General features: G+C 71.8%; 11 protein-coding genes. 6 read left to right on the top strand and 5 right to left on the bottom strand.

Features of this window, described 5'->3' with window-relative positions; translation table 11 throughout:
- Positions 1-27: 27 nt before the first annotated feature.
- Entirely contained in the window at positions 28-669 is a 642-nt protein-coding gene (locus GKQ77_RS15385) for a DUF6230 family protein (protein ID WP_219689333.1), read from the bottom strand.
- Between the two features lie 191 nt (positions 670-860).
- On the opposite strand from GKQ77_RS15385, the gene GKQ77_RS15380 reads away from it, so the two are divergent.
- Positions 861-1,538 (top strand): AIM24 family protein, encoded by a 678-nt coding sequence (locus GKQ77_RS15380; RefSeq protein ID WP_219689332.1) that lies wholly within the window; start codon positions 861-863, stop codon positions 1,536-1,538.
- A 24-nt stretch (positions 1,539-1,562) separates the two neighbouring features.
- On the opposite strand, the gene GKQ77_RS15375 is transcribed toward GKQ77_RS15380, so the two are convergent.
- Positions 1,563-2,846 carry an aspartate aminotransferase type Ic gene (locus GKQ77_RS15375; RefSeq protein ID WP_219689331.1) on the bottom strand — a complete coding sequence of 428 codons (1,284 nt, stop codon included), beginning with the start codon at positions 2,844-2,846 and terminating at the stop codon, positions 1,563-1,565.
- Between the two features lie 311 nt (positions 2,847-3,157).
- Here GKQ77_RS15375 and GKQ77_RS15370 point away from each other — a divergent pair, with 311 nt between their 5' ends.
- The 5 genes from GKQ77_RS15370 to GKQ77_RS15350 are packed head-to-tail and all read left to right on the top strand — an operon-like array spanning position 3,158 to position 9,816.
- Positions 3,158-4,807 (top strand): ABC transporter substrate-binding protein, encoded by a 1,650-nt coding sequence (locus tag GKQ77_RS15370; RefSeq protein WP_308117676.1) that lies wholly within the window; start codon positions 3,158-3,160, stop codon positions 4,805-4,807.
- Between the two features lie 29 nt (positions 4,808-4,836).
- Entirely contained in the window at positions 4,837-5,796 is a 960-nt protein-coding gene (locus GKQ77_RS15365) for an ABC transporter permease (protein WP_219689329.1), read from the top strand.
- Entirely contained in the window at positions 5,796-7,817 is a 2,022-nt protein-coding gene (locus GKQ77_RS15360) for a dipeptide/oligopeptide/nickel ABC transporter permease/ATP-binding protein (protein WP_219689328.1), read from the top strand. The genes GKQ77_RS15365 and GKQ77_RS15360 overlap by 1 nt, the downstream gene beginning before the upstream one ends.
- Positions 7,814-8,884, top strand: coding sequence for an ABC transporter ATP-binding protein (locus GKQ77_RS15355; RefSeq protein WP_219689327.1), 1,071 nt, complete (start codon positions 7,814-7,816; stop codon positions 8,882-8,884). Before GKQ77_RS15360 ends, GKQ77_RS15355 begins: the two co-directional genes overlap by 4 nt.
- Positions 8,881-9,816, top strand: coding sequence for a dihydrodipicolinate synthase family protein (locus GKQ77_RS15350; protein ID WP_219689326.1), 936 nt, complete (start codon positions 8,881-8,883; stop codon positions 9,814-9,816). Before GKQ77_RS15355 ends, GKQ77_RS15350 begins: the two co-directional genes overlap by 4 nt.
- Positions 9,817-9,831: 15 nt before the next feature.
- Here GKQ77_RS15350 and GKQ77_RS15345 read toward each other — a convergent pair whose 3' ends face one another.
- From GKQ77_RS15345 to GKQ77_RS15335, 3 genes are all read right to left on the bottom strand, one after another.
- On the bottom strand, positions 9,832-10,515 hold the full coding sequence (locus tag GKQ77_RS15345) for a response regulator (protein ID WP_219689325.1): 684 nt from the start codon (positions 10,513-10,515) through the stop codon (positions 9,832-9,834).
- On the bottom strand, positions 10,512-11,765 hold the full coding sequence (locus GKQ77_RS15340; RefSeq protein ID WP_308117675.1) for a sensor histidine kinase: 1,254 nt from the start codon (positions 11,763-11,765) through the stop codon (positions 10,512-10,514). The genes GKQ77_RS15345 and GKQ77_RS15340 overlap by 4 nt, the downstream gene beginning before the upstream one ends.
- Before the next feature lie 92 nt (positions 11,766-11,857).
- Entirely contained in the window at positions 11,858-13,957 is a 2,100-nt protein-coding gene (locus GKQ77_RS15335) for an MMPL family transporter (protein WP_219689324.1), read from the bottom strand.
- Positions 13,958-14,029: the final 72 nt, after the last annotated feature.

The following is a 14,029-nucleotide window of genomic DNA, read 5'->3' as shown; positions in this document are numbered from 1 at the left end:
GGATGGAGGCTGGGGTGGAAGCCGCGCTCAGGTGCATGGCCGCTCCCCCCGGCGGACGGACATGTCGGCGCCCGCGAGGGAGAACATCCCCGCCGTCAGCGACCAGGCCTTCAGGCGCATGTTCTCAATGGACAGCTTGCGGGCCTGTTGCCCGTACGTTCCCGCCGGGCCGGTGACCCCCGAGCCGTTCAGCGTGGCGGCATCCCGGCCCATCTCCACTGACTTGTACGTCATGTTCCCGGTCAGGCGGCTCAGGTCGAGCGCCAGGTGCTCGGCGCGCACAGGCGCGGGCGCGCCGGAGCGGATGACCAGAGTGGCGGCGCCGAACGGGGAGCGTGTCACCGCCGACTGGCACAGGCCGCTGATCCGCGCGCTGCGGATGCCGACGACCGCCACCGGGTGGCGGGTGCCTTCCCCGTCGGCGCGGAAGGAGGCGAACTGGGTGGCACCGGTGGCCTCGAGCCGCTCGGCGGTAACGGTGAACGGGCTGCCCGCGACAGCGAAGGAGACCGGGATCTCGGCCGCGGTCGTCGTGACGACGGTCCCGGCTCCCAGTGTCACCGCCGCGCCGAAGACGAGGGGGAAGCGCCGCCATCTGATGCGGCCGCGACGTCGGCCCGCCCGCGCACCCCGGAGCTTCGACGGCGAACGGGATGTCGTTGCTTCCATGGAGTGTCCCTCGGGCCGGCGCGTGTGGTGCGAGCGTTCTGCCACCTGCGCAACGCGGTTCCGAGGGCGGGCGTCACCACGGCCTACCCGAACGGCGGTACCGACGGCGGCACCTGCGGCGGTCCGCGCGGAAGGCCGACGGCGGCCCGTGGTGGCTTCCATGGGCGTCACCCATGGCCCAGGATTCCCCTATGAAGAGTGACTTGTTCTCCAGTGACCACATGGCGCAGCCGGCCCTCGCCCCCGGGATGACCCTCCAGAACGCCAAGTCGATCAAATACGCGGTCAACGGCGAGATGCTCGCCCGCCAGGGCGCGATGATCGCCTACCGGGGTGATCTCCAGTTCGAGCGTAAGGGCCAGGGCGTGGGCGGCATGCTCAAGCGGGCCATGACCGGCGAGGGGCTGCCGCTGATGGCGGTGCGCGGCCAGGGCGAGGCCTGGTTCGCGCACGAGGCGCAGAACTGCTTCATCGTCGACGTCGAACCGGGTGACGTCCTCACGGTCAACGGCCGCAACGTCCTGTGCTTCGACGCGACACTCTCGTACGACATCAAGACGGTGAAGGGCGCGGGCATGACCGGGGGCGGCCTGTTCAACAGCGTCTTCACCGGCGCGGGCCGCCTCGGCCTGGTCTGCGACGGCAACCCCCTGGTGATCCCCGTCTCGCCGCAGCAGCCGGTCTACGTCGACACGGACGCGGTGGTCGGCTGGACCGCCGACCTCTCCACGTCCCTGCACCGCTCGCAGTCGATCGGCTCGATGATCCGCGGCGGCTCGGGCGAGGCGGTCCAGCTGATGCTCCAGGGCGAGGGCCACGTCATCGTCCGGCCGAGCGAGGTGACCCCGCAGAAGGCGCAGCAGCACTGAGCGCGCTGCCGCGCCCAGGGCCGGTCAGGCAGCCTGGCGGGCCCGCTGCTCGTATCCGGCGAGGCGGACGCAGACGGTGAGGCCGTGCATGGCCTGCTCCAGGTCGGCGAGGCCGGGGTAGCTGGGGGCGATGCGGATGACGGCGTCGCGCGGGTCGTCGCCGTAGGGGTGCGTCGCGCCGGCCGGGGTCAGCACGATGCCGGCCTCGGCGGCGCGGCGTACGACGTCCTTGGCGCAGCCCTCGGGGACCTGGAGGGTCACGAAGTAGCCGCCCTTGGGCGAGGTCCAGGTCGCGAGGCCGGTGCCGCCGAGCTCGGCGTCGAGGATCCGCGCGACCGCCTCGAACTTGGGCTGGAGCAGCGCGCGCTGGCGCTCCATGTGGGCCCGCACGCCGTCGGCGTCGCGCAGGAACATCACGTGACGCAGCTGGTTGATCTTGTCGGGGCCGATCGAACGCTTCTGGTTGTTGGCGAGGAGCCACTTCACGTTGGCGGGCGAGGAGCCGAAGAAGGCGACGCCCGCTCCCGCGGCGGTGATCTTGGAGGTGGAGCCGAAGACGAACGCCCGGTCGGGGTTGCCGGCCTCGGCGCAGGCGGCGAGGAGGTCGGCGATCTCGGTGGGCTCGTCGGTGAGGTGGTGGGCGGCGTAGGCGTTGTCCCAGAAGATCCGGAAGTCGGGGGCGGCGGTCTCCATGCGGGCGAGGCGGGCCACGGTCTCGTCGCTGTAGGAGACACCGTCGGGGTTGCTGTACTTGGGCACGCACCAGATGCCCTTGACCGCCGGGTTCTCGGCGACGAGCCGCTCGACCTCGTCCATGTCGGGCCCGTCGGCCGTCATCGGCACGGGGATCATGTCGATGCCGAACCGCTCGCAGAGCGCGAAGTGCCGGTCGTAGCCGGGCACGGGGCACAGGAACGCGACGGGCTCCTGCTCCACCCAGCGCGACTCGGCGCCGGGCACCTTCCCGAGAAGGGCGTGCACGAGGCAGTCGTGCATCAGCTCCAGGCTGGAGTTGCCGAGCGCGAGCAGCTGCCCGGCGGGGACCTGGAGCAGATCGGCGAAGATCTCGCGCAGCTCGGGCAGGCCCTGGAGGCCGCCGTAGTTGCGTACGTCCGTGCCGTCGGCGGCGGTGTGCCGCCCGCCGGGCAGGCTCAGCAGGTCCTCGCTGAGGTCGAGCTGTTCCGGCGCGGGCTTGCCCCGGGTGAGGTCGAGGGAGAGCCCGCGCGCGGCAAGCTCCTCGTACTCCTTCCGGGCCCGCTCCAGAAGCCCGTCCAGGGCCGGGGCGTCGGGGCTCAGCTCGGTGGTCATGGTGTTGCCTCTCGCAGATACGGCTCGGGGGATCGCTTCGGTGCGGTCGCCTCGGGGGCGTCGCTTCGGTGCGGTCACTTCGGTGCGGCCGCTTCGTCGCGCCTGCCGAGAATACAAACCGGTTCCGCCCCGCGCCCCGGGCGCCCGCTCCACGAGACCGGCGGGGCCCCTGACCCGCCAGGTGGCCCCGCTCATCAATGGGGGTGAAACGCCGTGTGCGGGGCCTTGACCGGCCTCCGCGCCCCTCCTATGGTCGCCACGCCACCCACGACGTAGGACGTGGGATCTCCGCAGGGACCAAGGGAGACACCGTGAGCGACCCCATCCCGCGAACCACCACCCCCCAAGCCCTCCCGGCGCCCGACCGCCGCTCCGTCCTCAGATACGGCGCCGCGCTCGGCGCGGCCGCCGCCGTCACCAGCACCCTCTCCGCCTGCTCCGCCGGGCCCGAGTCCACGAACGAGTCCGGAGGCGGCGGCCAGGGCGGCGACTCCACGCTCACGGCCGTCATCGGCTACGGCAACGACGGCAGCTGGGACCCGACACAGACCGCCTCCGCCTTCGCCATGGCAGGGAACGAACACATCTACGAAGGGCTGCTCGGCACCGACCCGATCACCCGTGAGCCGTATGCCGCGCTCGCCACCGAGGTCCCGGACGACCTCAAGGCGACCACGTGGCAGTTCGCCCTGCGGCCGGGCGCCAAGTGGCACGACGGGAAGCCTGTCACCGCCGACGACGTGGTGTTCGTCTTCGACCGGATCCTCGACCCGAAGACGCAGACCCTGGCCAAGGGGTTCTTCGCGAGTTGGCTGAAGGAGGTCAGGAAGGTCGACGCGACGAACGTGGAGCTGATCCTGAAGTTCCCCTTCCCCGACGGCGCCGCCCGCCTCTCGCTCGCGAAGATCATGCCGAAGCACGTCTTCTCCGAGCCCGGCGCCTGGGAGGACGCGACCAAGGGGAAGGCGGTGGGCTCGGGACCGTACCGGCAGACCGCGCACCACCCGAAGTCGAACACCACCTTCGAGGCGTTCGAGGACTACAACGGCCCGCGCAAGGCCGCCTTCAAGAAGATGAACTGGCTGACGATCGTGGACGCCGCACCCCGCGTCGCGAAGATCTCCGGCTCCAGCGCGGACGCGGAGATCGCCGACAACATCCCGTACGCCAACATCGGCCAGCTCAAGAAGAGCGGCATGACCGTCGAGGGCGGCGCCGGGATGAACAACCTGTTCCTGCTCTTCAATACCGCGCACAAGCCGTTCGACGACGTACGCGTGCGCCAGGCGCTGCACTACGCCATAGACCGCGACAAGATGATCGAGGCCGCGCTGAAGGGCCACGGCAAGGCCGCGACGTCCTTCCTCAACGAGGCCAACCCCTCCTACCGGCCCGCGAGGACCGTCTACGCGTACGACCTGGCGAAGGCAGAGAAGCTCCTGAAGGAGGCGGGGGTCGGCGATCTCAAGGTCAACCTCATGGCGGTGAACGTCAGCTGGATCGTCGACTGCCTGCCGACCATCCAGGACGGCTGGGAGAAGCTCGGTGTCGAGGTGACCCTGGACCCGCAGGAGACCACCGCGGTCTTCACCAAGCTGGACCAGAAGAAGGACTTCCAGATCGTCGCGGCCGCCTCGAACCCCAACCAGTTCGGGCTCGACGCCGACCTGATCATGCACTACAACTACGGCCCCGAGAACCTGTGGATGGGCTACGCGCGATGGGCCGACGACGCCGTCGCCAAGAAGCTCTTCAAGGACATGGCGCAGGCCACCCGCGAGCCCGAGGCGGGCCGCAAGAAGGCCATGATCCAGGAGTACATCGACGTGATCGCCGAGCAGGCCGTCCTCTACCCCGTCGTCCACAACGAACTCATGACCGCCTGGGACCCGAAGAAGGTCACCGGCGTCAAGGCCCAGCCGTATCCCGGAATCAACCTCCTCCAGGCCAAGTGGGCTTGACCGGCACGTGAGGTGAGGAGTCGTACGCCTTGACCGCAGTCCTCAGAATCCTGGCCCGCCGCATCGCCCTGCTCGTCCCGCTGCTCCTCGGCATCGTGCTCTTCGTCTTCCTCGTGATGCGGTTCTCCGACGTCGACCCGGCCTCCGCGTTCTTCCAGGGCGCGAACCCGACCCCCGAGCAACTGCACCAGTTCCGCGAGGAGAACGGGCTCCTCGACCCGCTGCCCGTGCGCTATGTCGCCTTCGTCGGGGACCTGCTCCAGGGCGACATGGGGATCAGCGTCCTCAACCGCTCCCCCGTCATCGACCAGGTCACCACCGCGCTGCCGCTCACCATGCAGCTGACCTTCCTCGGGCTCGGCATCGCCGTCGTCCTCTCCCTCACCCTCGGCGTGACCGCCGCGATCCACCGCGACCGGCTGCCGGACCAGCTGATCCGCGTCGTCTCCCTGACCGGCGTCGCGGCGCCCGGCTTCTGGCTGGCGCTCCTGATGATCCAGTACCTCGCGGTGGACCTCGGCTGGTTCCCGACCGGCGGCTACATCAACCCCGCCGACTCCCTCTCCGGCTGGCTCAAGACCATGACGCTGCCCGCCCTCGCGCTCTCCCTGCCGGTGGCGGCCGGTCTCACCCGCATCATCCGCACCGCCGTCGTCGAGGAGCTGGACAAGGACTACGTCCGTACGGCCATCGGCAGCGGCCTGCCCCCGGTGGTGGTCGTCGGCCGGAACGTCCTGCGCAACGCCCTCATCAACCCGCTCACCGTGCTCGGCCTGCGTGTCGGCTATCTGCTGGGCGGCGCCGTCGTCATCGAGACGATCTTCTCGCTGCCGGGCATGGGCAAACTGATGATCGACGCCGTGAAGAACGGCGACCCCGCCGTCGTCCAGGGCGTCGTCATCACGACCGCCGTCGGCTTCGTCGTCGTCAACCTCGTCATCGACATCCTCCACCTCCTGGTCAACCCGCGCCTGAGGGGGACGAGTTGATGCTGATGACCCGCAAGAAGCTCACGGACAGGCTCGCGGTCCCGGGCCTGCGTCTGCGTTCGCTGCGCAAGCTGCCCGTCCTGTCCCGGATCGCGGTCGCCGTCGTCGGCGCCGTCGTCCTCGTCGCGCTCCTCGCGCCGCTCATCGCCCCGCACGACCCGCTCGACCAGCAGCCCCAGGCGGGCGGCACCGGCCACCCCTCCGCCGACCACTGGATGGGCCAGGACAGCCTCGGCCGCGACATCCTCAGCCGGCTGATGTACGGGGCGCGCTGGTCGCTGGCGATCGGGCTCGGGGCGACCCTGCTCGCCCTCGTCGTCGGCGCGCTGATCGGCGCGGTCGCCGCGACCTCCCGCAAGGCCGTCGACGAGACGCTGATGCGCTGCCTCGACGTCGTCATGGCGTTCCCCGGCATCGCGCTCGCCGCCGTGCTCGTCGCGGTCTTCGGCGGCGGCATCACCGTGCTGATCTGCGCGATCGCTTTCCTGTTCACCCCGCCGATCGCCCGCGTCGTACGGGCCAACGTCCTCGACCAGTACGGCGAGGACTACGTCACCGCCGAACGCGTCGTCGGCGCCCGCACCCCGCACATCCTCATCCGCCACGTCGCCGTGAACTGCGCGGCGCCCATCCTGGTCTTCTGCACCGTGCAGGTCGCCGAGGCCATCGTCTTCGAGGCCTCGCTCTCCTTCATCGGCGCGGGCGTCCGGCCGCCCGACCCGTCGTGGGGCAGCGTCATCGCCGACGGCAAGAACATGGTCCTGATCGGCGGCTGGTGGGCGACTGTCTTCCCCGGCCTGCTGATGCTGCTCACGGTCCTCGCCCTGAACATCCTCTCCGAGGGCGTCTCCGACGCGTGGGCCGCGCCCTCGACCCGGGACGTGCCGGGCGCGGCCCGCGACGAGGACCCCCTCGAAGCGCCGGAGCCCGGCACGGGCAAGGTCCTTGAGCTGCCGGGCCTGACGGAGGCCTCCGAACGGCTGCGGGCGCGGGCCCGGCCCCTGCCGTCCGGCGCGCCGGTCCTGGCCGTACGCGACCTGCGTATCGCCTTCCCCGGGCGGCACGGCGGCGTGGACATCGTCGACGGCATCTCCTTTCACGTACGCCCCGGTGAAGTCCTCGGCCTGGTCGGCGAGTCGGGGTGCGGCAAGTCGCTGACGGCCCTGACGGTGATGGGACTCGAGCCCAAGGGCGCCCGCGTGCGGGGCACCGTCACCTTTGACGGACAGGAGCTGACCGGCCTGCCGATGCGCTCCCGGCGCCGGCTGCTCGGCCACCACATGGCGATGATCTACCAGGACGCCCTGTCCTCGCTGAACCCGGCGATGACGGTCCGCTCCCAGCTCAAACAGGTCGTACGAAGGGGTGGGCGCCGCACCTCCGTCGAACTCCTCGAACTGGTGGGCCTGGACCCGGAGCGGACGCTGCGCAGCTATCCGCACGAGCTGTCCGGCGGCCAGCGCCAGCGCGTACTGATCGCCATGGCCCTCTCCCGCGACCCGAAGCTGATCATCGCCGACGAGCCGACGACGGCGCTCGACGTGACCGTGCAGGCGCAGATCATCGAGCTGCTGCTGCGGCTCCGCGCGGAGCTGGGCTTCGCGCTGATCCTCGTCTCGCACGACCTGGCGCTCGTCGCCGACGTCACCGACAGGGTGGTGGTGATGTACGGCGGCCAGATCGTCGAGACGGGCGTGACCGCCGACCTGGTGGGCACCCCCGCGCACCACTACACGCGCGGCCTGCTCGGCTCGGTGCTCTCCCTGGAGTCGGCGGCGCAACGGCTCACGCAGATCAGGGGCGTGGTCCCGTCCCCGGCGGACTTCCCCCCGGGCTGCCGCTTCACGGATCGCTGCCCCATGGCGTCGGAGACGTGCCGGGAGGAGACTCCGGCGCTGGTGGGCCCACCGCCCCACGAAACGGCATGCCACCATCCAGCGCCCCAAAGTGAAGCGCCCCAAAGGGGCGCGGGGAACTGCGCGCCCAGCCCAAACGATCCCGCACAGGGGGACCCACCATGACCGCCCCCCTCATCCAGCTGAGCGACGTCCACGTCACCCACAGGGCCCGCTCAGGAGGCCTCCTGGCCAGAGACCGCGTACACGCCCTGACCGGGGCTGACTTGACCCTCGCCCCCGGCGAGACACTCGGCGTGGTCGGCGAGTCGGGCTGCGGCAAGTCGACACTCGCAAAGGTCCTCGTAGGCGTACAGCGCCCCACCAGCGGAACGGTGACCTTCAGAGGCAGGGACCTCTGGACGATGCCCCCCGCCAGAAGGCGGACGGAAATCGGCACCCGCACAGGCATGATCTTCCAGGACCCGTCAACCGCCCTGAACCGCAGACTGCCGATCCGCCAGATCCTCCGGGACCCCCTCGACGTCCACAGACGCGGCACCCCCGCCGAACGGGACGCCCGCGTAAGGGAGCTGATGGACCTGGTCGGCCTCCCCAAGGCTCTGGCCGACGGCCTCCCGGGCCAACTGTCCGGCGGACAACGCCAACGCGTGGCGATCGCCCGCGCCCTGGCCCTCGAACCGGACCTGGTCGTCGCCGACGAACCGACCTCCGCGCTCGACGTGTCCGTGCGCGCCCAGATCCTCAACCTCCTCCTGGACCTGAAGGAACGCCTCGGCCTCGCCCTGGTCTTCGTCTCGCACGACATCCAGACCGTGCGCAGGATGAGCGACCGCGTCATCACCATGTACCTGGGGCGGATCGTGGAGGAGGCGCCGGCCGCCGAAATCCTGGACCGCGCCCGGCACCCGTACACCCGCGCCCTGTTCTCCGCCACGCCGGGCCTGCTCGACCCCATCGACCCGATCCCGCTGGCCGGGCCGGTGCCGTCGGCGACCCGGCCGCCGAGCGGCTGTCCGTTCCGCACGCGCTGCTGGAAGGCGGACGACGTGTGCGCCGAGACGATGCCGGACACCGAGCCGGCGGGCACCGGACATCTGTTCCGTTGCCATCATCCCGTGGACGAAGGAGAGTCGACCCACGAGCTGGCCACGCAGGCAGCCACCCAGGCCGCCGCCACGGCCCGAACCCCGGCCGCCGCCACGGCCGAACACCTGAGGGAGCGCCCATGACCCTGCCCACCCCGCTGACCGGTGTCGTACCGCCCGTCTGCACCCCCCTGACACCGGACCGCGAGGTGGACACCGCCTCCCTCGTCCGGCTCGTCGACCACTTGGTCGACGGCGGCGTGGACGGTCTCTTCGTGCTCGGCTCCACCTCGGAGGTGGCGTACCTGACGGACCGGCAGCGGGCGCTCGTCGTCGGTACGGTCGTACGTCACGTGGGCGGCCAACTGCCGGTACTCGCGGGGGCGATCGACATGACCACGCCCCGCGTCCTTGGCCATGTGCCGGCGCTCACCGAGGCGGGCGCGGACGCGGTCGTCGTCACCGCGCCCTTCTACACGCGCACCCACCCGGCCGAGATCGCCCGCCACTTCCGGCTGGTCGCGAGCCGGTCGGCGCTGCCGGTCCTCGCGTACGACATGCCGGTGTCGGTGCACTCGAAACTGAGCGCGGAGCTGGTGCTCGAACTGGCCGCGGACGGCGTGCTCGCGGGCCTGAAGGACTCCAGCGGCGCCGAGGGAGCCTTCCGGAGCGTGCTCCTCGGCAGGCGCGCGGTGCCGGTACCGGCGCCCTTCAGCGTACTGACCGGTTCGGAGGTGACGGTCGACGCGGCGCTCGCGATGGGCGCGGACGGAGTCGTACCAGGCCTCGGCAACGTCGACCCCGCCGGATACGTACGCCTCTACGCCGCCTGCCGCGAGGGCGACTGGGAGCGCGCGCGAGCCGAACAGGAGCGGCTGTGCGGCCTGTTCGGCATGGTGACGGCAGGCGACCCGTCGCGGATGGGCGGCAGCTCGTCGGCACTGGGCGCCTTCAAGGCGGCGCTGCACCTGCGCGGCGTGATCGCCTGCCCCGCAACGGCGGAACCCCAGATCCCCCTGTCCACGAGGGAAACGGAGACGGTGGGCAAGCACCTGGCGGCGGCGGGCCTGCTCTGAGGGGCCCCAGCCCCCTCACATCCCCGGCGCCACCAGCCCCGACTCATAGGCCACGATGACCAGTTGAGCCCGGTCCCGCGCGCCCAGTTTGCCCATGATGCGGCTCACATGCGTTTTCGCGGTGAGTGGGCTCAGGCCCAGTGTCTCGGCGATCTCCGTGTTGTTCAGGCCCCGCGCCACCAGCGCGAGGACCTGGCGTTCGCGGTCCGAGAGGCCGTCGGGGCCGCCCGCCACCCTGAGCCCGGGGGTGTCCGGCGCGCGCAGTACCCGGGCGATGAGCCGTGAGGTGGGGCCCGGTGAGAGCAGGGACTCACCTGCGGCGACCGTGCGGATGGCCTCAAGGAGTTCGGCGGGCCTGGTGTCCTTGACCAGGAAGCCGGACGCGCCCGCCCGCAACGCGTCCACCACGTGCTCGTCCGTGTCGTACGTCGTCAGCATCAGCACCTTCACGCCCGCCAGGTCCTCGTCCGCCGCGAGCAGCCGCGTCGCCTCGATGCCGTCGAGGTCGGGCATGCGGATGTCCATGACGACGAGGTCGGCCCGTTCGGAGCGGGCGAGTTCGACCGCCGAGCGGCCCGTGCCCGCCTGGCCCACGACCTCCATGTCGGGCGCCGAGTCGACGAGCATCGCGAACGCCGCGCGCACCAGCGTCTGGTCGTCGGCGAGCAGTACACGGATCGGCCGCACAGGGCTCGTCATGTCAGGCCTCCCAGGGACGCGGGCGCGAGCGGCAGCACCGCGGACACCATGAAACCGCCCCCGGGCCGCGGCCCCGCCTCCAGGGTGCCGCCGACGGTACGGGCCCGCTCCCGCATCCCGACGAGCCCGTACCCCGGCGCGCCCGCGCCGACAGCCGCGCCTACGCCGTCGTCCGCGACCGTCACGTTCAGCGCCGCGCCCCCCGCGCGTATGTCCACCCGCACGGTGGGCCCGGGACCCGCGTGCCGCACGGCGTTGGTAAGCGCCTCCTGCACGATCCGGTAGGCGGCCGCGCCCACGGCGGGCGGCGCCTGGCAGGGCTCCACGTTCAGCTCGACGCGGGCCCCCGAGGTGCGGGCCGCGTCGGCGAGGTCGGGCAGCGAACCGAGGCCGGGCAGCGGGCCCCTTGCCTCGTCGCCGCCCTCGTCCTCCGTACCGGATCTGAGCACTTCAAGCGTGGCGCGCAGTTCACCGCGGGCGGTGCGGCAGGTCTCGGCGACGTCGTCCAGCGCCTTGGCGACGGCAGCGCGGTCCAGGCGGTCCGGGTCGGCGGCAAGGACATGCGCGGCGACGGAGGTCTGGACGCCGACCAGGGTGATGCTGTGCGCGAGCAGGTCGTGCAGATCGCGGGCGACCCGCAGCCGCTCCTCGGCGACCCGGCGCCGCGCCTCCTCCTCCCGCGTGCGCTCGGCCCGCTCGGCGCGCTCGACGACGGAGGAGACGTACTGCCGGTGGATGCGGACGTATACCCCGAGCAGCAGGAACGAGATGATCCAGCCGGTGATGCGCAGCGACTCGGCGCCCTCGGCCATCCCCTCGGAGAACTTGACGCTCAGCATGATGCCGATGACCCCGGCGCCGACGAGCACCGTGTTCCGTGGCCGGCTCCGGGAGGCCACGGTGAACAGGGCGGCCATCGAGACGGCAAGCGGGGCGGTGTGGTTGGCGTCGAGGGAGTGGTAGGTCAGCAGGATCGCCATCAGTACGACCATGACCCGCATCGGGGCGCGGCGCCGCCACACGATGGTGATGTGCGCGGCGAGCAGCAGCGCCCAGCCGAGCGCGTCCGGCGGGTCGCCGTTGTCCCGCACGACCCGCACGACGACGACCGCGCTCACCGCCATCGTCAGCGCGAACAGCACGTCGGTGCGCAGGCGTTCGCCGGGCGTCGCGGGGCCCAGGACGCGTTCGATGAGGTTGCGGGGTGCGGTGCCCGGCGCCGGGCCCGGACCGCTTGCGGGTGAGTCCACCGGCCCATCTTCGGCCAGGCGGGCGTCCTTCGGGGAGGGTTCGGGTACGCGGGCGCCCCTCCGCTGCCGGAGGGGCGCCCGGAAGGACGGGCTCAAGGCGAGGGCACCCGGACGCGTTCGGCCTCCGGTGCCGGGCTGGTCGCCGCCGCCCGGGGCCTGGACAGCGGGCCCGGCCACCACACCTTGCGGCCGAGCGCCACACTCGCGCTCGTCACCAGGTACGTACGCACCAGGAAGGTGTCGAGGAGCACGCCGACCGCGATGACGAAGCCCAGCTCGACGAGTTGGACGAGCGGCATGTTGGTCAGCACGGCGAACGTGGCGGCGAGCACGAGGCCCGCGGAGGCGACGACGCCGCCGGTGGTGCGCAACGCGGTGAGCGCGGCGGGGCCCGGTTCGCAGCCGTTCAGGCACTCCTCCCGCATCCGGTGCATCAGGAAGATGCCGTAGTCGACGCCGAGGGCGACGAGGAAGACGAAGGAGAGCAGGCCGAGCCCCGGGTCGGTGCCCTCGAACCCGAAGAGCGGTTCGAAGACGAGCCCGGCGATGCCCAGCGAAGCGCCCCATACGGCGACGACGGCGGCGAGCAGCAGCAGCGGCGCGACGAGGCTGCGCAGCAGGGCGACGAGGACCAGCAGTACGGCCGCGAGGACGAGCGGCACGACGACGGCCCGGTCCCGGGCGTTGCTCTCCTTCAGGTCGAGCTGCTGGGCGCTCGCCCCGCCGACGTACGCCCCGTCGAGCCCGTCCCGCAGCGCCTTGATCGTGGCAGTCTCCCCCGGCGACTCGGCCGGGGCCGACGCGCTCACGGAGATCTCGGTCCAGCCCTTGGCGGTACGTCCCTTCTGCGCGCGGTCGACGCCCTTGGTGCCGCGGATCTCGGCGAGGGCGGCGGTGGCGTCGCCGGCCCGGGTCATGACGGTGATCGGCTGGGCGCTGCCCTCGGGGTAGGCGGCGGCGAGGGTCTTCATGGCGGCCACGGAGTCGGGGGTCTTGGTGAAGGAGTCCTCCTGCTTGAGCGAGCCGGGGAGGTTGAAGGCGCCGAGGGCGAGTGCCCCGAGGAGCACGCCGCCACCGGCGAGGACGGCGAGCGGCCTGCGCCCGGCGGAGCCGCCCATCGCGGCGAAGAGGGAGCGCCGCCGCTTGGGCGTGCTGCCGTAGGCGGGGACGAGCGGCCAGAACACCCGCCGCCCGAGGAGCACGAGGATCGCGGGGAGCAGCGTCAGCATGGCCGCGAGCGCGCACAGCACGCCGACGGTGCCGAGCGGGCCCATGCCCCGGCTGCTGTTGAGGTCGGCGGCGAGCAGGCAGAGCAGTCCGGCGGCAACGGTTCCGGAGGAGGCGAGGACGGCGGGCCCGCAGCCGCGCAGGGCGGCGACCATGGCGTCGTAGGGCTGTTCGATCCTGCGCAGCTCTTCGCGGTATCGGGCGACGAGCAGGAGGGCGTAGTCGGTACCGGCGCCGAAGACGAGGATCGTCATGATGCCGGAGCTCTGCCCGGAGATGGCGGTGCCGAAGGCCTGGTGGAGGCCGTAGGCGACGGCCATCGCGAAGTAGTCGGCGATGCCCGCGACGGCGAGCGGCACGAGCCACAGGAACGGGCTGCGGTAGATGAGGATGAGCAGCAGCGCCACGACGGCGGCGGTGGTGTAGAGCAGGGGGCCGCCGAGCGAGTTGTAGACCTCGCTCGCGTCGGTGTCGAACGCCCCGCCTCCCCCGACGTCGACGCTCAGTCCGCCCTCACCCCGGGCGATGTCGCGTACGTCCCCGACGAGGGCGTCCCGCTTCTCCTCGTCCTGCCCGGGTTCGGTGCTCGCGATCGGGTACATCAGGGTGGTGCCGTCCTCGGAGGGCACGCCCTTGGGCTCCGCGACGAGCCGGTGCGCGTCGGCGACCTCGGCGATCTGCTCGGCGGCGGTCTTGCGGTCGGCGGCGCTCAGGCCGCCGTCGCGGTGGTAGACGAGCACCAGCTCGGTGGCCTCACCGCCCGGCAGCTGGTCCTGGATGCGGGCGACCTCGGTCGAGTCGGCGCTCGCGGGGAGGTAGTCGACGGGCCGGTCCTTCTGGACGTCGGCGAGCCGGGACGCGAACGGCGAGGCGAGCGCGAGCACGGCGACCCAGAGCCCCAGGAAGACCCAGGGTATGGCGCGTCGTCGCCGTCGGGACGCGGCGGTGGTCGGTGCGGCCCCCATGACGGGCCTCCTTCGGCAGGGGTGACATCTACGGGGTCAACCCTTCCGGGGAGCGGGCCTCAAGCCGTCGGG

Source organism: Streptomyces anatolicus (genome assembly GCF_019400875.1).
Classification (GTDB): Bacteria; Actinomycetota; Actinomycetes; order Streptomycetales; family Streptomycetaceae; genus Streptomyces; species Streptomyces anatolicus.
The sequence above is the reverse complement of the archived record's forward strand: the minus strand, read 5'-3'. Positions and strand labels throughout refer to the sequence as shown.

Coding starts and splice junctions, on each gene's coding strand:
- GKQ77_RS15385 (WP_219689333.1), bottom strand. CDS start 669: ATGGAAGCAACGACATCCCGTTCGCCGTCGAAGCTCCGGGGTGCGCGG.
- GKQ77_RS15380 (WP_219689332.1), top strand. CDS start 861: ATGAAGAGTGACTTGTTCTCCAGTGACCACATGGCGCAGCCGGCCCTC.
- GKQ77_RS15375 (WP_219689331.1), bottom strand. CDS start 2,846: ATGACCACCGAGCTGAGCCCCGACGCCCCGGCCCTGGACGGGCTTCTG.
- GKQ77_RS15360 (WP_219689328.1), top strand. CDS start 5,796: ATGCTGATGACCCGCAAGAAGCTCACGGACAGGCTCGCGGTCCCGGGC.
- GKQ77_RS15355 (WP_219689327.1), top strand. CDS start 7,814: ATGACCGCCCCCCTCATCCAGCTGAGCGACGTCCACGTCACCCACAGG.
- GKQ77_RS15350 (WP_219689326.1), top strand. CDS start 8,881: ATGACCCTGCCCACCCCGCTGACCGGTGTCGTACCGCCCGTCTGCACC.
- GKQ77_RS15345 (WP_219689325.1), bottom strand. CDS start 10,515: ATGACGAGCCCTGTGCGGCCGATCCGTGTACTGCTCGCCGACGACCAG.
- GKQ77_RS15335 (WP_219689324.1), bottom strand. CDS start 13,957: ATGGGGGCCGCACCGACCACCGCCGCGTCCCGACGGCGACGACGCGCC.